Below are 17,634 nucleotides of genomic sequence, written 5' to 3'. Positions count from 1 at the left end.
ACCTCTTGCAAGAGCCATGACTCGCACAGCCCAGAGCCGCCCCGAAGAGAGGCAGTCGTCCATGTCCCACTCCGCCCCACCCGCCCCGACCAGTCCGTTGCGCGCGAAACTCGCACAGGGGGAGCGCCCCGCTCTCGGCGTCTTCTGCTCGATCCCCAACGTCACCGCGGCCGAAGCGCTGGCCGCCGCCGGATTCGACTTCGTCCTCGTCGACGCCCAGCACGGCGCCGCGACCATGGACAGCCTGGTCTCGCTGCTCCCCGCGCTCCAGCTCGGCGGGGCCCCGGCGCTGGTCCGGCTGCCGTGGAACGACCCGGCCCTGGCCATGCGCGCACTCGACCTGGGCGCGGCCGGCGTGGTGGTGCCGATGGTGAGCACGGCCGAGGACGCCGAACGCGCGGTGGCCGCGTGCCGCTACCCACCCGCCGGGATCCGCTCGTTCGGCCAGGTACGCGGCCCCCGGTACGGCAGCACCGACGCCGTCAACGACCAGGTGCTCTGCATCGTGATGATCGAGACCGCCGAAGGCGCACGGAACGCCGACGCCATCGCGGCGGTGCCGGGTGTCGACGGCATCTTCATCGGGCCCGTCGACCTCGCCCTCTCGCTGGGCCTGCAGGTCGATCTGACCCTGTCCGAACCGACGTTGACCAAAGCGATGGCACAGATCGTCGAGGCCGGAGCGCGCCACGGGTGCGCCGTCGGGATGCCGCTGTTCGGCACCGCGATGGCGCCCGGAGCGATCAAGGCGGGCTACCGCTTCCTGACCGCCGGCGCCGATGCCGGCTACATCCGCGCGGGCGCCGCCGCCGACCTGGCCGCCCTGCGCGACCTGATGAACGGAGACCACGCATGACCCCGAAGGTGTTCGTCCTCGCCCCGGCCATCCAGCCGGAAGCCGCCGCGGCCTTCGCCGGCCACGTGGAACTCATCGAGCCGCTGCGGGGCACCGACGCCTACGGGACCCAGACCCCGCAGGCGTACGCGGCCATCCGCTCCGCGCTGGAGGAGGCGCTGCCGGAGATCGACGGCCTCTTCGGTTACGGCCAGGTCACCGCCGACATGTTCGAACGCGCCAAGAAGCTGCGCTGCGTGATGACCCCGTCCTCCGGAGCGGAGGCGATCGACCTGGAGGCCGCCACCGCCCACGCGGTGCCCGTGGTCAACGCCGCCGGCGCCGCCTATGTCCCGGTCGCCGAGCACGTGATCGGGATGGCGCTCTCGCTGCTGAAGCTCATCGCCCTGCCCGACCGCGAGGCACACACCAGTGGCCACCAGCGCTCCAACGGCGAGCTGCTGGCCTCCGGGCTCATGCCCTCGGTGCTGTGGCGCAAGACCATCGGGATCATCGGCTACGGCTTCATCGGGCGCAGCCTCGCCCAGAAGTGCCTGCGCGGATTCGACATGGACGTCGTCGCCTACGACCCGTTCTTCGACCCGGTCGAGGCGGGCATGCACGGCGTCCGCCTCGTCGACGACCTCGACGAACTCCTGGCCCTCAGCGACATCGTGTCGGTGAACAGCCCGCACACCCCCGACACCGAAGGACTGATCGACGCCCGCGCGCTCGGCCTCATGAAGAAGACCGCGCTGCTGATCAACTGTGCGCGCGGGCCCATCGTCGACACCGGCGCCCTCACCGAAGCACTGCGCGACGGTGAGATCGCCGGAGCGGGCCTCGACGTCACCGAGCCGGAACCGCTGCCCGACGGCCATCCGCTGCTCGGCCTGGACAACGTCGTGCTGACCCCGCACATCGGCGGCGTGGCCCGCGAGTTCCTGCCCCGCATGGCCGAGCAGACCGCCCGGGAAGGAGTCGCCGTCCTCGGCGGCCGCTTCTCCCACCGTCTCGTCAACAAAGCGGTGTGGCCCGCCTATACGCAGCGGATGCGTGAGCATGGCCTCGCCGAAGGCTGACCGGCCGCGCCGCGTGGTGATCGTCGGCGCTTCGCTCGCCGGACTGCACGCCGCGCGTACGCTGCGCCGCGAGGGCTTCGACGGCTCCCTGACCGTCGTCGGAGCCGAGCGGCACCGGCCCTACGACCGCCCCCCGTTGAGCAAGCAAGTGCTCAGCGCGGGCTGGGAGTTGGACCGCGCCGACCTCACCGATGAATCCGACGCGGAGCTCGACGCTACGTGGCTGCTCGGCGTCCGGGCCACCGGCCTCGATCCAGCGGCACGGCGCATCGAGCTGGGCGACGGCACCACGCTCCCGTATGACGGCCTGGTCATCGCCACCGGTGCCCGGCCCCGTCGGCTGCCCGGCACGCCGGAGCTTGAGGGCATCCACGAACTGCGCACGTACGAGGAGGCGTTGGCGCTGCGCAACGGGCTCGACGCCGTACCGGGACGGGTCGTGATCGTCGGCAGTGGGTTCGTGGGGGCCGAGGTGGCGGCCGCGTGCCGGGCGCGGGGCCTGGCCGTCACCGTGCTCGAAGCGGGCCCGGAGCCCTTCGGCCGGGTGCTGGGCGCGGCGGTGGGCGGCGCGTGCGCGGCTCTGCACCGCGACCGCGGGGTCGACGTCTGTGCCGGTGCCACCGTGGTCCGGTTCGAGGGCGCTGAGCGGGTGGAGCGGGTGGTGCTGGCCGACGGCGCGGCGATCGATGCGGACCTCGTCGTCGTCGGGGTCGGCGTCCGGCCGGAGACGGCGTGGCTGGAGGGCTCCGGACTCGATCTGGCCGACGGGGTGCTGTGCGACCGCACCGGACTCGCGGCGCCCGGCATCGTCGCCGCCGGCGATGTGGCGCGCTGGCCCAGTGCCCGCTCCGGGCGGCACGTGCGGGTCGAGCACTGGGACAACGCGGTCCGCCAGGGCGAGCATGCGGCCCGCAGGCTGCTCGGACACCGTGAGCCGTTCGACCCGGTGTCCTGGTTCTGGTCCGACCAGTACGACCGGAAGATCCAGCTCGCCGGCGATCCGGCCGGCCACGACGAGGTGGTCCTCCTGGAGGACTTCGCCGAACAGGAACGGCTGGTGGCCCTGTACCGCCGCGGCGATCGCCTGGCCGCGGTCGCCGCGATCAACAGGCCCCGTCTGCTGCTGCAGTTCAGGCGGCTCGTACAGGCCGGCAGCAGCTGGGAGGAGGCGTTCGCCGCGGCCCACGCGTGAGGCACCCGGGCAACACTCGTCCGCGGCAGAGAAGTTCGCCTCTGGGGTGACCAACAGCCCCGCGTCAGGGGCCGGTTGGCGGCTGCTGGGCGTCCGCCCAGGACCAGATGTCGTCGCCGCGCAAGGAGGCGTCGGCTCCACCGTCGATGTACACCGTCTGGCCGGTGACGTGCGTGTTCTCCTCGCTCGTCAGCCAGATGAGCAAGTGCGCGACCGCCTCGGGCTGCTGATGGTAGTTCAGCGGCATGGGCGCGGCGGCGTCCACGGCGGCCACCGTCTCCGGGGTGGCGAGCATCCGGCTCATCATCGGCGTCACGACGGTGCCCGGCGCCACCGCGTTGAGCGCGATGCCCCGTCCCGCCCACGTGGATGCGACGCATTCGCGCCGCACCCACCGCGACAGCGCGCGCTTCGAGGACAGGTACGTCAGCATGCCCGCCTCGGGCCCGCCGGTCACGACCTGGTCCGCGACCGCCAGGGCCCGGCTCTCGTCACCGCTCAGGCATGCCTCGACGAGTTCCGGCGAGACCGGCCCCAAGGACGCGAGGGAGGAGGCGACGGCGACGCGGGGTGCCGGCGACCTCTCCAGTGCGGGCAGCAGCAGATCGAGCAGCTCCGTGACCCCGAAGTAGTTGACCGAGACCGTCACCGACACAGGCTGCGCGATGCCGGCGCAAGCGACGACCGCGTCGATCGTGCCCCCGGCGAGATCCATCACCTCGCGCGCCGCCTGCCTGCGTCCTTCGGGCCGGGACAGATTGGCGGTGACGTCGGCGTCCCGCAGATCGACACCGATCGTCCGATGCCCGAGACCGTGCAGAAGCTTGACCGTGGCGGCGCCGATACCGGATGCCGACCCTGTCACCACGTACACACGTGCCATCTTGCCCTCATTCCCTCACGCCGAACCCGTGGGGCGCGGCCGTGCCGGTCCGCGCCGTGGCCATCACAGCTGATGGACCATCTCCCGCGAAAGAGCCGTGATGCATGATGCATTTCTCTTGTAATGCATGATGCATTTTCGCTCGGACCGGCTTATGGTGACGTCCTGCCTGCCCCTTCCTGAGGGGATGACGACTCTCAACGATGAGGTGCACAGTGGCACTTGACGAGGCGACGACCGCCCTGTTGAAGGCGATGGCTGCCGGCGGTGCCAAGCCGCTTCATGAGCAGATACCGCACGAGGTGCGGGCGGCGACCGCTGCGCAGGGCGCGCTGTTCGGGCCCGGGCCGGCCGTCCACGACGTACGTGATCACGCGGTCGCGGTGGACGCCGGAACGGTCACCGTGCGGGCCTACACCCCGGCCGACCCCGTCGCAGTGATCGTCTACTTCCACGGCGGCGGCTGGGCCCTGGGCACGCTCGACGAGTTCGACGCGCTCGCCCGCACCCTCGCCGACCGGACCGGCGCCGAGGTGCTCTCCGTTGGCTACCGCCTCGCGCCCGAACACCGCTATCCGACAGCGCCCCGTGACGCCTGGGCCGCACTGCGCTGGGCAGACGCCCGGATCACCGAGCGCGGCACCCCGTTGCCCCTGGTGGTGGCCGGCGACAGCTCGGGCGGCAACCTGGCCGCGGTCGTCACCCAGCGGGCCAGGAGCGAGGGCGGCCCGCGGATCGCGGCGCAGGTCCTGGCCTACCCGCCCACCGACTGCGACCTCGACAACGCCAGCTACACCGACCCGGCCAACCAACTCACCCTGACCCGCGACACGATGGCCTGGTTCTGGAACCACTACGCAGACCCCGAGCAGCGCACGAACCCCGATGCGTCGCCGCTGCGCGCCGCGGACCTGTCCGGACTGCCGCCCGCCGTGGTGCTCACCGCGGAATACGACCCGCTGCGCGACGAGGGCGAGGCGTACGCCGAGAAGCTGCGCGCCGCGGGTGTCCCGGTCGCCCACCGCCGCTTCACCGGACAGGTCCACGGCTTCTTCAGCATGGTCGGCGTCCTGCCCGGGGCGGCGGACGCAATGGACTTCGTCGTGGAGCAGCTCGCGGGCCTGCTCGTTGCCGGCCCTGCGACGGACTGACTGCTTCTCTCACCGCCCTGCCGTTTCCCCGGCCGCCCCGCACCGCGGCGGTCACCACCAGACGTCAGTGAAGGACATGCCCATGAATGACTCCCGTACGGTGGACGCCGTCGTCGTCGGCGCCGGGTTCGCCGGCCTCTACCAGTTGCACCGGTTCCGTCAACTCGGCCTCACCACGAGGGTGTTCGAGGCCGGGGACGACATCGGCGGAACCTGGTTCTGGAATCGCTATCCGGGCGCCCGCTGCGACATCCCGGGCCTGGCCTACTCCTACTCGTTCTCCCCGGAGCTCGAACAGGAGTGGACCTGGACGGAGAAGTACCCTCCGCAGTCCGAACTCCTGCGTTACATCAACCATGTCGCCGACCACTTCGACCTGCGGCGCGACATCACGCTCAGCACGCGCGTCACCGCCGCCGACTACGACGGGCAGACCGGCCGCTGGAGGGTCACGACCGACTCCGGCGAGACGGTCGGCACCCGCTTCCTGGTCATGGCCACCGGCTGTCTGTCGGTGCCGAAACTGCCCGAGGTCCCGGGCCTCGACGTCTTCCAGGGCGCCACCTACCACACGGGACAATGGCCGCACGAGGGCGTCGACTTCACGGGCCTGCGCGTCGCGGTGGTCGGCACGGGCTCGTCCGGGGTGCAGTCCATCCCGCTGATCGCCGCGCAGGCCGCCGAGGTGACCGTCTTCCAGCGCACCCCGGCCTACGTCCTGCCCGCCTACAACGAGCCGCTCGGACAGGACGTGATCGACGCGGTCAAGGCGGACTACCCCGGCTTCCGAGAGGCCGGGCGCAACACGGGCTACGGCGTGGCCACCGGTTTCACCCCCACCAAGTCGGCGCTGGAGGTGTCCGAGGAGGAGCGGACCGCCAACTACCAGGAGGCGTGGGACAGCGGCATGCTCACCGCGCTCCTCGGCGGTTACACCGACCTGCTCACCGACAAGAAGGCCAACGACACCGCCGCCGAGTTCGTCCGCCAGAAGATCCGCGAGAGGGTCACGGACCCCGAGGTCGCCGAGGCGCTCAGCCCGTACAGCTATCCGCTCGGCACCAAACGGCCGTGCCTGGACATCGGCTACTACGAGACCTACAACGAACCGCACGTACACCTCGTCGACCTCCGCAAGACCCCGCTCGTCGAACTGACCACGGACGGGGTGCGGACCTCGGACCGGGAGTACCCCGTGGACGCCGTCGTGTTCGCCACCGGCTACGACGCGGTCACCGGCGCCCTCAACCGCATCGACATCCGCGGTCGTGACGGTCAGCTGCTGCGGGACAAGTGGACCGAGGGCCCACGCTCCTACCTGGGCCTCACCGTCGCGGGGTTCCCCAACCTGTTCACCATCACCGGCCCCTCCAGCCCGTCGGTGCTGTCCAACGTGATCGTCTCGATCGAGCAGCACGTCGACCTGGTCTGCGACCTCATCGCCCACCTGCGCGAAGAGGGCCACGGCACGGTCGAACCGCAGGAGGAGGCCGAGGACCAGTGGGTCGCCCACGTGGCCGCGATGGCCGACGCCACGCTCTACCCGAGCGCCGACTCCTGGTACGTCGGCGCCAACGTGCCGGGCAAGCCCCGGGTCTTCATGGCCTACGTCGGCGGGGTCGGCACCTACCGCGAGCACTGCAAGGGCGTCGTCGAGCGGGGATACGAAGGATTCCGGTTCAGCGGTGCGGCTTGATATGTGCGATCGCCGCTGTGCGGGCGGGAGATGCTGGTCCCAGCGGGGCCGCGCCCGGGCCGGGCCCCGGGGCCCGGTGCGACAATCGCGACCCTTCCGAACTGAGGAGCAGACACCGCAATGCCCTTCCAAGCCCCTCCCACCCTCGGCCAGGCGATCGTGCGCCAGCTCCGGGACGAGATCATCACCGGTGCACTCGAGCCGGACGCCGTCGTCAAGGACAGCGAGATCGCCTCCCGGCTCGGGGTCAGCATCACCCCCGTGCGTGAGGCGGTCGCACAGCTCATGGCCGAGGGGCTCATCAGCACCGGGCCGGCCCGGTCCCGCCGGGTGACGCGGGTGACACGCAAGAGCGCCCTCGACCTTGTCGACGTCATGGAAGTGATCGCCTGCGCCGGCGCGGCCTGGGGCATTCCCCGGCTGTCCGATCAGGACCTGGCCTCGATGCGCGGTCGGCTCGACAAGTCGGTCGCCGCGCTGGAGCGAGGCGACGTCGCCACCGCGGGGACGGCCGCCGTCGAGGTCACGGTCGTCATGACCGAGGCCGGTGACAACCAGGAGCTGCGGACGCACCTCGACCTCGTGGTCGCGCGCGCCTTGCGGCTGCTCACGCTGACCTCGGACTCCGGTGTCTGGGACCTGTGGCACACGGGGTACGGGGCAGTGATCGAACTGCTCGAACGCGGCGAGCCGGCGGTAGCGCTCGCGCGCTACCGGGAGATCTACCGCGACTTCCGTGCTCTGGTCGAAGGTCTTGAACTCACGGACGACAGAGCCTGACCAGGCGTCCTGTCAGCCACGACAGCGACGTCCCTCACCCAGCAAGGGACAGATGGAATGCGTAGCTATCTCGTGACGGGAGCGGCCTCCGGGATCGGCAGGGCCACCGCACAGCTCCTAGCCGACCGAGGAGACCGGGTCATCGGCTCCGACCTGCGAGGAGCCGACATCGAAGCGGACCTCGCCACCGCCCCCGGCCGGCGCCGTCTCGTCGAGGAGGCCCACAGGCTCTCCGGCGGCACGCTGGACGGGGTCATCGCGGTCGCCGGGCTGTCGGCACCCATGCCGCAGACCTTCGCGGTCAACTACTTCGGGATGACCGCCACCCTTGAAGGGCTCCGCCCGCTGCTGGCCGCTTCCAAGGCGCCCCGCGCGGTCGGCGTCAGCTCCATGGCCAGCCTGTGGCCGACGGACAGCGCCCTGACCGATCTCGCCCTCGCCGGTGACGAACAGGGCGCCCTGGCCCGCGCCGACGAACTCGCGGAGTCGGAACAGAGCCGGCACCTCATCTACAGCTCGTCCAAGGCGGCCTTCTCCCGGTGGCTTCGGCACGCCTCGGTCACGCCGGAATGGGCGGGCGCGGGCATCCCGCTCAACGCCATCGGGCCGGGCACCGTCGTCACCGGTATGACCGAGTCGACCCTGGCCACCGAAGAGGGCCGGGCGATGCTCGCCGAGGCGGTGCCCATGCCGCTGAACGGTCCGGCGCCGGCGATTGCCTGCGCCTACCTCCTGGCATGGCTCGCCGGACCGGAGAACACACACCTGTGCGGCCAGACGATCTTCGCCGACGGCGGCTGCGACGTCACCCTCCGCGGCGACAGCACCTGGTGACCGCCCGGCCCGGGCCGGACACCGGCACGGGCCGTGGGGGAGCCGGCCGGCCTGCCGTGTGCCAGTCCGGGCGGCCGCGGACAGCGACCGAGACGCGCAAGCCAACAAAGTGGGGAGAAGAAGTGGGCGCGTACGAAGACATGTTCCACGCAGGTGTGGAGGATCCTGCGGGTTTCTGGCTACGGGCGGCGGAGGCACTCGACTGGCACAGGGCACCCACGCAGGCCCTCGACACCTCGAATCCGCCCTTCTACCGCTGGTTTCCCGACGGCGAGATCAACCTGGCGCACAACGCGCTGGACCGGCACGTCGACGCCGGCCACGGTGAGCGGCCCGCGCTGATCTACGACTCCCCGGTCAGCGGCACCCAGCGGACGTACACCTACGGCCGGCTGCGCGACGAGGTCGCGAGGTTCGCCGGCGTGCTGCGCGGCTTGGGCGTCGAGCGCGGCGACCGGGTGCTGGTCTACATGCCCATGGTCCCGGAGGCCGCGATCGCCATGCTGGCCTGTGCACGCCTCGGCGCGGTGCATTCTGTGGTGTTCGGCGGATTCGCCGCCAAGGAGCTCGCGGTACGCATCGACGACGCGGCGCCGAAGGTCGTCGTGTCGGCCTCCTGCGGAATCGAGGGCCGACGGGTCATCGAGTACAAGCCGCTGCTGGATCGGGCACTCGACCTCGCGGCGCACACGCCCGACACCCAGATCATCCTGCAGCGCCCGCAGGCCGAGGCCCACCGAGGCCCGAACGACGTGGACTGGGCCGAGGCGATGGCGAAGGCGTCACCGGCCGATCCGGTACCGGTGCGCTCCACCGACCCGCTGTACATCCTTTACACCTCCGGCACCACCGGCAGGCCCAAGGGCGTGGTCCGTGACAGCGGCGGCTACGCGACCGCGTTGGCCTGGTCGATGACGCACGTCTACGACATCGGCCCCGGCCAGACGATCTTCACCGCGTCCGACGTCGGCTGGGTCGTCGGTCACTCGTACATCGTCTACGCCCCACTGCTGGCCGGAGCGACCACCGTCCTCTACGAGGGCAAGCCCGTCGGCACGCCCGACGCGGGGCAGTTCTGGCGGGTCGCGTCGGAGTACGGCGCGCGCACCATGTTCACGGCGCCCACCGCTTTCCGGGCGCTGAAGAAGGAGGACCCTGAGGGGGGCTGGGCGAAGCGCTACGACCTGTCCGGACTGAAGTATCTGTTCCTCGCCGGCGAACGTCTCGACCCGGAGACCTACCGCTGGGCCTCGGATCTGCTCGGCATCCCCGTGATCGACCACTGGTGGCAGACCGAGACCGGCTGGCCCGTTGTGGCCAACCCGGCCGGGGTCGAGCTGCTGCCGATCAAGCCGGGCTCGCCCACCCGTCCGCTGCCGGGCTGGGACATCCAGGTCCTCGCCGCCGACGGTGGGCTCGTCCCGGCCGGCGAGGACGGCGCCCTCGTCGCGAAGCTGCCGCTGCCACCGGGTGCGTTCCCCACCCTGTGGAACGACGACGAGCGGTTCGTGGCGTCGTACCTGTCGGCTTACGACGGCTACTACCTGACCGGCGACGGCGGACGGATCGACTCAGACGGCTACGTGTTCGTCATGGGCCGCACCGACGACGTCATCAACGTCGCGGGCCACCGGCTGTCCACCGGCGGGATGGAAGAAGTCCTGGCCTCGCACCCGGATGTCGCGGAGTGTGCGGTCATCGGTGTGGTCGACCGGTTGAAGGGACAGCTGCCGCGGGGGTTCGTGGTGCTCAAGGCGGGCATCGACGTGTCCGCCGACGGCTACGAGGACCGACTCCGCGCACAACTCGTCCAGATGGTCCGGGACCAGGTGGGCGCGGTGGCCTCGTTCAAAGAGGTCACCGTCGTCCCGGCACTGCCCAAGACACGCTCCGGGAAGATCCTGCGCAAGACCATGCGCGGCATCGCCGACGGCCTCGACGAGCCAGTGCCTTCCACCATCGACGACGCGTCAGTACTCGACACCCTCCGCTCGGTGCTGCGAGGGGACTGACAGCCGGGGGCTCCTCGCACTGTGTTCAGGGTGTCCTTCGGCCCCCGGGACGGCATCGGTGAATCGGCGCCCGTCACGTCGTAACGGGCTGTGCGTCCGCGTCGGTGCGCCGGCCGGAGTCGAGCGCCCCGGCCAGCGTGGAGGCGACGATCAGCAAGGCGAGGACGACCGTCATCGTGAGCCGGAGTCCGATGTGGTCGGCGAGGAAGCCGAGCGCGGGCGGGCCGACGAGAAAGGCGACGTATCCGGCGGTGGCGACCGCGCCGACCCGTGCCCCCGCGTCGTGCGGGTGGTCGCCCGCCGCGGACATGGCGACGGGGAAGCCGAGGGATGCGCCCAGTCCCCACAGGATGGTGGCGGCGCCGGCCATCACCGGGCTGGGCGAGACGATCACCACCACCAGACCGAGCGCGGCGGTCACGGCGCTGATCCGGACGACCTGGACCCGGCCGAAGCGCTCCAAGAGAGGCCCGCCTGCGAAACGGCCGAGCGCCATCGAGGAGGCGAAGGCCAGAAAGGTCAGCGATCCCACGGTGCCGCTGACGTGGTAACCGTCCACCATGAGCAGCGGCAGCCAGTCGTTGGCGGCTCCCTCCGCGAAGGCCATGGCCAGCACGATCACCCCGATGAGGACGAGACGTCGGTCCCGCCACACGCGCAGCTGCCCCCACCGGCCGCTGCGCCGCCCGGAGGTGACGGGGGCGGCCTCCTTGCCGGTGCCGTGCGGGAGGGACAGGACTGCCCACACGGCGGCCGCGGCGATCAGGGCCGCGACGGCCGTCAGATGCCATCCGACGGGGAACCCGGTGGCGGTCAGCGCCATGCCCAGCAGCGCCCCGACGACGGTGCCCAGGCTGAAGCAGCCGTGCAGCACCGGCAGGACGGGCCGGCCGATGACACGCTCGACGGCCGCTCCCTCGATGTTGAACGCGACCTCCGCCAGACCCATCCCGCCACCGAACAGCGCCAGGCCGCCAAAGACCCCGCCCGCCAGCGACGCACTTGCGCCGGCGGCGACGACCAGCAGCCCCGCGACGATCAGCGTCGCACCGGCGCTGATCGCCACCCGGCCCCCGTAACGGCGCACGAGGGGACCGGAGGCGGTGACCCCGGCCATCGAGCCGGTCGACAGACCGAACAGCACCAGCCCCATCGCACCGGTCGAGACGTCGAGCCCGTCCCTGACCGCCGGGGTGCGGGCCACCCACGAGGCCATGCCGGTGCCGGCGGCGAGCATGAACAGAAACAGGGCGGAGCGCCAGCGGCGCGTCACGGCATCCATGGCAGGAGGGCCTCAACAGACGAATCGAAAACGGGAAAACGCGAGGAGCGTACGACCGTACACTTAGAGTGTACGATCGTACTCATGACGGACTACTTCGCGGGAGACCCCCGTACGAACCATCAGCGGATGCTCGCCGGTGACCTCTACATCGCCGACGACCCGGCCATCGCCGAGGCGCAGCGGCGGGCCGTGCGCCTCGCCGCCCGCTACCTGGCGGCCTACGCCGAGGACCCCGACGCCGCGCAGCCCCTCGTCGCCGAACTCCTCGGGGAACTCGGCGCCGGCGCCCACATCAGGCCGCCGCTGTACGTGGACTACGGCTCGTACCTCACGGTCGGCGAGGACACGTTCATCAACTACAACCTCACCGCCCTGGACGTGGCCCCCATCACCATCGGCCGCGACTGCCAGATCGGGCCGAACGTCCAACTGCTCACCCCCACGCACCCGGTGGAGCCCGGGCCGCGCCGCGACAAGCTGGAGGCGGCCCGGCCGATCACGATCGGCGACAATGTCTGGCTGGGTGGCGGCGCGATCGTGCTGGCCGGCGTGACCATCGGGGACAACAGCGTCATCGGCGCCGGAGCCGTCGTCACCAAGGACATCCCCGCCAACGTGGTCGCCGTCGGCAACCCCGCCCGGGTGACCCGCTCGATCTAGCAACTCCCCACAGAAGGAGGCACCGTGGCGACCGGACAGAACGACCCCGAGCGGCGCGAGCGCATCATCGCCGCCGCGCTCGACCTGATCGCCGAGGAGGGCGTCGCCGGGACCTCGCACCGCAAGGTCGCCGCCCGTGCCGGGGTGCCGCTCGGCTCGATGACGTACCACTTCGCGGGCATCGACGAGTTGCTGCGGGAGGCGTTCACGCGCTTCGCCGACGGCATCGTCGCCGTCTTCGAGGAACGCCTCGGCGCCGCCTCGACTCGCGACGAGGCCCGGGAGGCCGTCGCCGATCTGGTGCACCGTCTGTCCGCCGGCAGTCAGCGCGAACTCGTCCTCACCCACGAGCTGTACACGCTCGCCGCCCGCAAGCCCGCCTACCGCGAACTGACCCGCGCGTGGATGCGCCGCAGCCGAGCGGCCCTGGAGCGGCACTTCGACCCGGCGACCGCCCGCCAGCTCGACGCGATGATCGAGGGCTTGTCCATCCACCGTGCCCTGGAGACCGAGCCCCACGACCGGGCCCTGACCGTCGAGGCGATCACGCGCATCACACAGGGCCACAACGCGCATTCCTGACACGCGCACCAGGGCCACCGGCCGACACCCACCTGACCGTGACCTGCCGGCCTCGATGTCGGCGTGTGACCGAGGGCGCGCACGACCTGCCAGTCGGCCTCCATGAGCCGTTGGGCCTCGCCGTCGGCGAGCGGCAATTCGATGGGGTACGGGGCGACCGATACCCCTTAGGGCAGAAGCTCAGTGCCCGGGTGTCCATCTGCGGAGCTCGTCGTGCTCGGCCAGGTCTCTGAAGTAGCGGTGTCGCGACCAGGCGTCGAAGTCCCCGATCACGATCAGTCGGCGGCGTGCGCGGGTGACTGCGACGTTGAGGAGGTTGGGCCTTTTGGCGGCCCAGCCGCGAGAGTTCACTTGGTCCGCACCGGTGCCGAGGACCAGGATCAACGGCCTGCGCCCATGTCTCGTGCCCGAGCGGGGGTGCTGTCGGGGAGTATCGGGACTCGCGGCTTCCGCGTCCCGCGAGGCCGGGCCGACGTGATCGCGCTGCCGCTGCAACATCTTGTGGAGTCCTTGCCTGGGGCGGCCCTCGCTTGCCGACGACCGGAGTTCTATGCCGACTCACCCCACCAGAAGCGTTCGACGAAGTCGGAACGGTTGCTTCGCCGTCCGAGCCGCCCGGCGATCGCGCCCCAGGCGTCTTCGCCCAGCAGAAGGCCGGCGCGGTCGGAGAGGTAGTCCGCGTACGTTTTCCAGTCGTCGCCGATTGTGGAGTCCGGCATCGGGGAGCAGTGTGATGGGTGACGGGCTCACAGTGCGCGTCGCCGCAGCTGTTCGCCGCGGCGCATACCAGGCCGAGGGCGTGGCCCCCACCGCGTCAGGTTCTGCTCGCCGTGCGACTCCGTCAACTAGGCTGTCAGTCGATGCGTGGCCCGTGTCGGTGTCCCGGGAGCAAGGCCCCTGGACCATTTCCTGAAGGCGCGTGGAGGAAGCCTCGTGCCGTGAGCACGGCCTTGGTCGAGGCGAGGCTCATGCCAGGGGTTTCTGTTGGCCGCGACGCTCATATGACGCTCCGGCCGCCCCGGAAGATCAACAGTGAGCCGGAAAACCCCGCCTGAACTGCAGGTTTTCCCACTCGATCCCAAGCCCACATGATTGCGATGACGCACCATGTGGAGTGCGTGGCGATCCTGGAGCCCATCGCGAAGTCCTCCTGAACTGGGGTTTTGTGAGCGCGCATTATGTGCGGTGTGGGCGTTACGGGCGATATCACGACGCTCGTGACGCTCAAATGACGCTCGTTCTGATGGGGTGTCAGTCGATTTGTTGGGCAGGTCAGGTCCTTTCGAAGTGGCAACTGCCGACAGGTTGGCAAAGGCAGTTGACGCTGAAGCGTAGAGCTGCCGAACCCGGCTGATCAGATGTCGCGGAAGAGACCAGCCAGCGCGGTGACCTGCCACGATGAGGGGTCTCTGGCCGCTGACCTGCCTAAATGGTCTTTCCGTTGTTTCATGCTCGTGCCGGTGGATGAAGCCGGAAGTCCCAGAAAAGTCCCAGAGAGTTCCTACGGCTGACGGACGCCTTTCGGTTCTACTCGTAAGGCAGCGCGGCGGGGCCGGGGCTCTGCGCTGAAGACGGCCTTGTTCCTCTGCGGCAATGGGCGGTGCTCTCGGCTGGCGCGGATGGCAGCCACCCTGGGTAGGTGGACGACTCACACCCGCCTGCGCGGGGACCACGAACAGGCGACGTGGCCGAGGGGGCTCCGGGCCGTGCTCCCCGCGCAGGTGGGGTGGTGCGCGGGCGGGGTTGGACGGGCGCCGTCCGCCCGTCCGCTCGTTCGTGGGCCTGCCCATCCGCCCGTCTGCCGCCCCGCGTTGAGGTCAATGGCCGGTCGGTAACAGATCGGTCGCAGGGGCTGACGGCAGTGGAACGTACCGGCCCGGGGCGCGGAACTCGCCCCCGCATCACCCGGAACCGCCGCCGCGACGGGCCCTGTACCGCCTTGCGGGCCCGAAATCCCCGGCTCCGAACGCCCTCCGGCCCCCATGCCTCCGCCCGTACCGGCGGTAGCGGCGGAGGCATGGGGGGCACGTTTTCGTGTGTCACAGCTGTGTTCGAGGGGACGGTGGGGCGGAACGGTTCGCGGGCCGGGAGGGGTCCTTGTGATCAGTAACGCCCGCTCACCGGGGCAAGCGACACCGACCGAGGAGGAAGACAATGAAGCGCACCCAGAGGATCACGCTCGCGGCCGTCGCTCTCGCCGCGGGACTCTCGCTCACCGCGTGCCAGAGCAGCGGGTCCTCCGCCTCCGGCACGGACGACTCCGGCTCGTCCGTGTCCTCATCCGCCACCGGGAAGAGCGCGGGCGGCGGGTCGGAGGAGACCGAGAACATGGCCGCGACCAGCGACGAGAAGCCGGCCTCGGCCAGCACGACCGGGGCGGCGGGGGCGGGGAGGTCACCACCGGCCCCTGTGACCGGGAGAACCTCGTCTACCACGTCAACGACGGCGCGGCCGAGGGCGACCTGATCGTCAGCCTCCAGAACAAGGGCGAGGCGTGCTCCCTCAAGGGCTTCCCCGAGGTGGTCCTCAAGGCCGACGGCGGCCCCGGCGGCGTCACTGCCGAGCGCAGCGACCTGGGCACTCCGGGCGTCGCCCTGCAGAACGGCGAGAAGACCCAGTTCGCCGTCCACACCCCGGTCAACAACACCGGCGGCAGCGGCCTGGACATCACCCGCATGACCAGCACCCTGCCCGAACAGACCGAGCCCAGGACCCTGTCCGTGGACCTCAAACTTCCCGCCCCCGACCCGGCCGTCAGCGGCGTCACCGTAGACCCCATCGGCGCCGGCGCCAAGTAAGCAGCCGGCCGGCGGAGCGGCCCGGCCCTGTTCCCGCGAGGCGGGGCGGGCGGGCCGCCGCCGGGGCCCCGCGCGGCCCCGGAGTACTGGTCGGCGCGGAAACCGGCACCCGGGACAGGTGAGGCCCGCAGGGCGGTCACCTGCTGAGGAAATAGGGCAGCAGACGGTTGTCGAACATGCCGAGCGCCGAGGCGACGGCCATATGCATGTCGAGATACTGATACGTGCCGAGCCGGCCACCGAAGAATACTCCCGGTTCGGCACGTGCGAGCTTTCTGTACCGGCTGAGTGTCTCCCGGTCCTTCGCCGAGTTGACGGGGTAGTACGGTTCGTCCCGGCGGTCGGCGAACCGTGAAAATTCGCGCATGATCACGGTTCTGTCGGTGGGATAGTGGTCCCGCTCGGGATGCAGATGACGGAACTCGTGTATCCGGGTGAAGGGGACGTCCCCGTCCGCGTAGTTGATCACCGCGGCCCCTTGGTAGTCACCCGTGGGCCGGACCTCGGTCTCGAAGTCCAGGGTGCGCCAGCCGAGTTCTCCCGCCGTGTGACCGAAGTATTCGTCCAGGGGGCCGGTATAGACCACCGGGATGCCCCGGGGTACCTCGTGACGATGCTCGAAGAAGTCCACCCCGAGGTGTACTTCTATGTTGGGGTGCTCGGCCATCTTCCGCAGCCAGCGCGCGTAGCCTCCGGCCGGAAGCCCTTCGTGGACGTCGGAGAAGTACCTGTTGTCGAAGGTGTAGCGCACGGGAAGCCGTCCGATCACCTCGGCAGGGAGCTCGCGTGGATCGGTCTGCCACTGCTTCCTCGTGTAACCGCGGATGAAGGCTTCGTAGAGAGGGCGCCCGACGGCGGTGACCGCCCTGCCTTCCAGGGTGGCGGTATCGGCCTCCTCCTCGGCGGCCTGCTGCCGGATCAGCGCACGGGCCTCGTCCGGGGAGAGCGCACGGCCGAAGTAGCTGCACATGGTGCCCAGATTTATGGGCAGGGAGTAGATCCGCCCGTCGTGAACGGTGAAGACGCGGTGCTGGTAGTCGGTGAATGCGGTGAACTTGTTCACGTATTCCCATACGCGCTCGTTCGAAGTGTGGAAGAGGTGCGAGCCGTAACGATGGACCTCTATGCCCGTCGTCTCCTCTTCTTCACTGTAAGCGTTTCCTCCGACATGGGGCCGACGCTCCATGATGCCGACGCGCAGTCCCAGCCGGGAAGCGCACCGTTCGGCGATGGTCAGCCCGAAGAGCCCGGAGCCGACGACCAGAATGTCCATGACGGTCACTCTCCTTCATGACCCGAGCTCCTTTGTGACCCGAGTCAGGCCGGAGCGGTAGGGAAGAACGCTGCCTACGGAGGCGCGGAACGGAATCGATGCGGGGCTCTCGGTCACCGGCACGGCAGACACACGGCCGAAACACATATCCGCCACCATTCGGTGACACCCGCTCGGGCCCGCGGAGCCACACCGAAAGCAGCCGCCGGGAGGCGTCGGAAATGGCACGGAAGTGTTCGCAGCAGGAAGTGAACCTTGCAAAGCCGATCCGTGCAAGAGCGCACCCATACGGCACACCCACACGGCGACCCAATGACGGAGCTGCGCCGGCGAGCCCGGTTCACCCCCGGCAACTGCGCCGGGACACCACTCCGCAGTGACGAAGGATCGCTTTCCGCGTCCGCCGCGTGACCCGGACGGCCCGGTCGGCCCGGACGGCCCGCACCGCCCGAACGCCATCAGTCCGCCGATTCGCTTTATGGCCGGCCGCGCTTACCAGAGCTCCAGCGCCTTGTACATATCCCCTCGACCGCTGTGATCAGCCCGAGAGCACCCGCATTTTCACGGGTCC

Annotated in this window: 15 protein-coding genes; 11 read left to right on the top strand and 4 right to left on the bottom strand. The window is 70.3% G+C overall.

What is annotated here, in order from left to right:
* Nucleotides 1-16: 16 nt before the first annotated feature.
* From ACIBLA_RS05360 to ACIBLA_RS05350, 3 genes are read left to right on the top strand one after another with little or no spacing between them, the layout of a single operon-like run.
* Entirely contained in the window at nt 17-856 is an 840-nt protein-coding gene (locus ACIBLA_RS05360) for an HpcH/HpaI aldolase/citrate lyase family protein (RefSeq protein ID WP_399197812.1), read from the top strand.
* The gene (locus ACIBLA_RS05355; protein WP_399197811.1) at nt 853-1,917 is read left to right on the top strand and encodes an NAD(P)-dependent oxidoreductase; all 1,065 of its coding nucleotides are present in this window, start codon (nt 853-855) and stop codon (nt 1,915-1,917) included. The genes ACIBLA_RS05360 and ACIBLA_RS05355 overlap by 4 nt, the downstream gene beginning before the upstream one ends.
* Nucleotides 1,898-3,109, top strand: coding sequence for an NAD(P)/FAD-dependent oxidoreductase (locus ACIBLA_RS05350; protein WP_399197810.1), 1,212 nt, complete (start codon nt 1,898-1,900; stop codon nt 3,107-3,109). Before ACIBLA_RS05355 ends, ACIBLA_RS05350 begins: the two co-directional genes overlap by 20 nt.
* A 64-nt stretch (nt 3,110-3,173) precedes the next feature.
* Here the strand turns inward: ACIBLA_RS05350 and ACIBLA_RS05345 are convergent, their stop codons facing one another.
* On the bottom strand, nt 3,174-3,992 hold the full coding sequence (locus ACIBLA_RS05345; RefSeq protein ID WP_399197809.1) for an SDR family oxidoreductase: 819 nt from the start codon (nt 3,990-3,992) through the stop codon (nt 3,174-3,176).
* Nucleotides 3,993-4,207: 215 nt separating this feature from the next.
* Here ACIBLA_RS05345 and ACIBLA_RS05340 point away from each other — a divergent pair, with 215 nt between their 5' ends.
* The 5 genes from ACIBLA_RS05340 to ACIBLA_RS05320 all read left to right on the top strand — a co-directional run bounded on the left by ACIBLA_RS05340 (nt 4,208) and on the right by ACIBLA_RS05320 (nt 10,465).
* Complete coding sequence (locus ACIBLA_RS05340; RefSeq protein ID WP_399197808.1) at nt 4,208-5,143, top strand: alpha/beta hydrolase; 936 nt, start codon at nt 4,208-4,210, stop codon at nt 5,141-5,143.
* 82 nt (nt 5,144-5,225) lie between these two features.
* Entirely contained in the window at nt 5,226-6,839 is a 1,614-nt protein-coding gene (locus tag ACIBLA_RS05335) for a flavin-containing monooxygenase (RefSeq protein ID WP_399197807.1), read from the top strand.
* 120 nt (nt 6,840-6,959) lie between these two features.
* Nucleotides 6,960-7,619, top strand: coding sequence for a GntR family transcriptional regulator (locus ACIBLA_RS05330; RefSeq protein ID WP_399197806.1), 660 nt, complete (start codon nt 6,960-6,962; stop codon nt 7,617-7,619).
* 57 nt (nt 7,620-7,676) lie between these two features.
* Nucleotides 7,677-8,453 (top strand): SDR family oxidoreductase, encoded by a 777-nt coding sequence (locus ACIBLA_RS05325; RefSeq protein ID WP_399197805.1) that lies wholly within the window; start codon nt 7,677-7,679, stop codon nt 8,451-8,453.
* 122 nt (nt 8,454-8,575) lie between these two features.
* Complete coding sequence (locus ACIBLA_RS05320; protein WP_399197804.1) at nt 8,576-10,465, top strand: propionyl-CoA synthetase; 1,890 nt, start codon at nt 8,576-8,578, stop codon at nt 10,463-10,465.
* A gap of 73 nt (nt 10,466-10,538) precedes the next feature.
* On the opposite strand, the gene ACIBLA_RS05315 is transcribed toward ACIBLA_RS05320, so the two are convergent.
* Complete coding sequence (locus tag ACIBLA_RS05315) at nt 10,539-11,747, bottom strand: MFS transporter (RefSeq protein WP_399197803.1); 1,209 nt, start codon at nt 11,745-11,747, stop codon at nt 10,539-10,541.
* Nucleotides 11,748-11,831: 84 nt separating this feature from the next.
* Between ACIBLA_RS05315 and ACIBLA_RS05310 the strand changes: the two genes are divergently transcribed.
* Both ACIBLA_RS05310 and ACIBLA_RS05305 read left to right on the top strand, forming a co-directional pair.
* Complete coding sequence (locus tag ACIBLA_RS05310) at nt 11,832-12,410, top strand: sugar O-acetyltransferase (protein ID WP_399197802.1); 579 nt, start codon at nt 11,832-11,834, stop codon at nt 12,408-12,410.
* 24 nt (nt 12,411-12,434) lie between these two features.
* Nucleotides 12,435-12,992 carry a TetR/AcrR family transcriptional regulator gene (locus ACIBLA_RS05305; protein WP_399197801.1) on the top strand — a complete coding sequence of 186 codons (558 nt, stop codon included), beginning with the start codon at nt 12,435-12,437 and terminating at the stop codon, nt 12,990-12,992.
* A 548-nt stretch (nt 12,993-13,540) separates the two neighbouring features.
* Here the strand turns inward: ACIBLA_RS05305 and ACIBLA_RS05300 are convergent.
* Nucleotides 13,541-13,711 (bottom strand): hypothetical protein, encoded by a 171-nt coding sequence (locus ACIBLA_RS05300; protein ID WP_399197800.1) that lies wholly within the window; start codon nt 13,709-13,711, stop codon nt 13,541-13,543.
* Between the two features lie 1,500 nt (nt 13,712-15,211).
* Between ACIBLA_RS05300 and ACIBLA_RS05295 the strand changes: the two genes are divergently transcribed.
* Nucleotides 15,212-15,790: a DUF4232 domain-containing protein gene (locus tag ACIBLA_RS05295; protein ID WP_399197799.1), complete on the top strand. Its 579-nt coding sequence runs from the start codon at nt 15,212-15,214 to the stop codon at nt 15,788-15,790.
* Nucleotides 15,791-15,926: 136 nt separating this feature from the next.
* Here the strand turns inward: ACIBLA_RS05295 and glf are convergent, their stop codons facing one another.
* Nucleotides 15,927-17,063 (bottom strand): UDP-galactopyranose mutase, encoded by a 1,137-nt coding sequence (glf, locus tag ACIBLA_RS05290; RefSeq protein ID WP_363242990.1) that lies wholly within the window; start codon nt 17,061-17,063, stop codon nt 15,927-15,929.
* Between the last annotated feature and the right edge of the window lie 571 nt (nt 17,064-17,634).

The organism is Streptomyces sp. NPDC050433 (assembly GCF_044458565.1).
Classification (GTDB): Bacteria; Actinomycetota; Actinomycetes; order Streptomycetales; family Streptomycetaceae; genus Streptomyces.
The sequence above is the reverse complement of the archived record's forward strand: the minus strand, read 5'-3'. Positions and strand labels throughout refer to the sequence as shown.

Excerpts from the sequence above, each read along its gene's own strand:
- ACIBLA_RS05360 (WP_399197812.1), top strand. The coding sequence starts at position 17 with ATGACTCGCACAGCCCAGAGCCGCCCCGAAGAGAGGCAGTCGTCCATG.
- ACIBLA_RS05355 (WP_399197811.1), top strand. The coding sequence starts at position 853 with ATGACCCCGAAGGTGTTCGTCCTCGCCCCGGCCATCCAGCCGGAAGCC.
- ACIBLA_RS05350 (WP_399197810.1), top strand. The coding sequence starts at position 1,898 with ATGGCCTCGCCGAAGGCTGACCGGCCGCGCCGCGTGGTGATCGTCGGC.
- ACIBLA_RS05345 (WP_399197809.1), bottom strand. The coding sequence starts at position 3,992 with ATGGCACGTGTGTACGTGGTGACAGGGTCGGCATCCGGTATCGGCGCC.
- ACIBLA_RS05335 (WP_399197807.1), top strand. The coding sequence starts at position 5,226 with ATGAATGACTCCCGTACGGTGGACGCCGTCGTCGTCGGCGCCGGGTTC.
- ACIBLA_RS05330 (WP_399197806.1), top strand. The coding sequence starts at position 6,960 with ATGCCCTTCCAAGCCCCTCCCACCCTCGGCCAGGCGATCGTGCGCCAG.
- ACIBLA_RS05325 (WP_399197805.1), top strand. The coding sequence starts at position 7,677 with ATGCGTAGCTATCTCGTGACGGGAGCGGCCTCCGGGATCGGCAGGGCC.
- ACIBLA_RS05315 (WP_399197803.1), bottom strand. The coding sequence starts at position 11,747 with ATGGATGCCGTGACGCGCCGCTGGCGCTCCGCCCTGTTTCTGTTCATG.
- ACIBLA_RS05310 (WP_399197802.1), top strand. The coding sequence starts at position 11,832 with ATGACGGACTACTTCGCGGGAGACCCCCGTACGAACCATCAGCGGATG.
- ACIBLA_RS05300 (WP_399197800.1), bottom strand. The coding sequence starts at position 13,711 with ATGCCGGACTCCACAATCGGCGACGACTGGAAAACGTACGCGGACTAC.
- glf (WP_363242990.1), bottom strand. The coding sequence starts at position 17,063 with ATGGACATTCTGGTCGTCGGCTCCGGGCTCTTCGGGCTGACCATCGCC.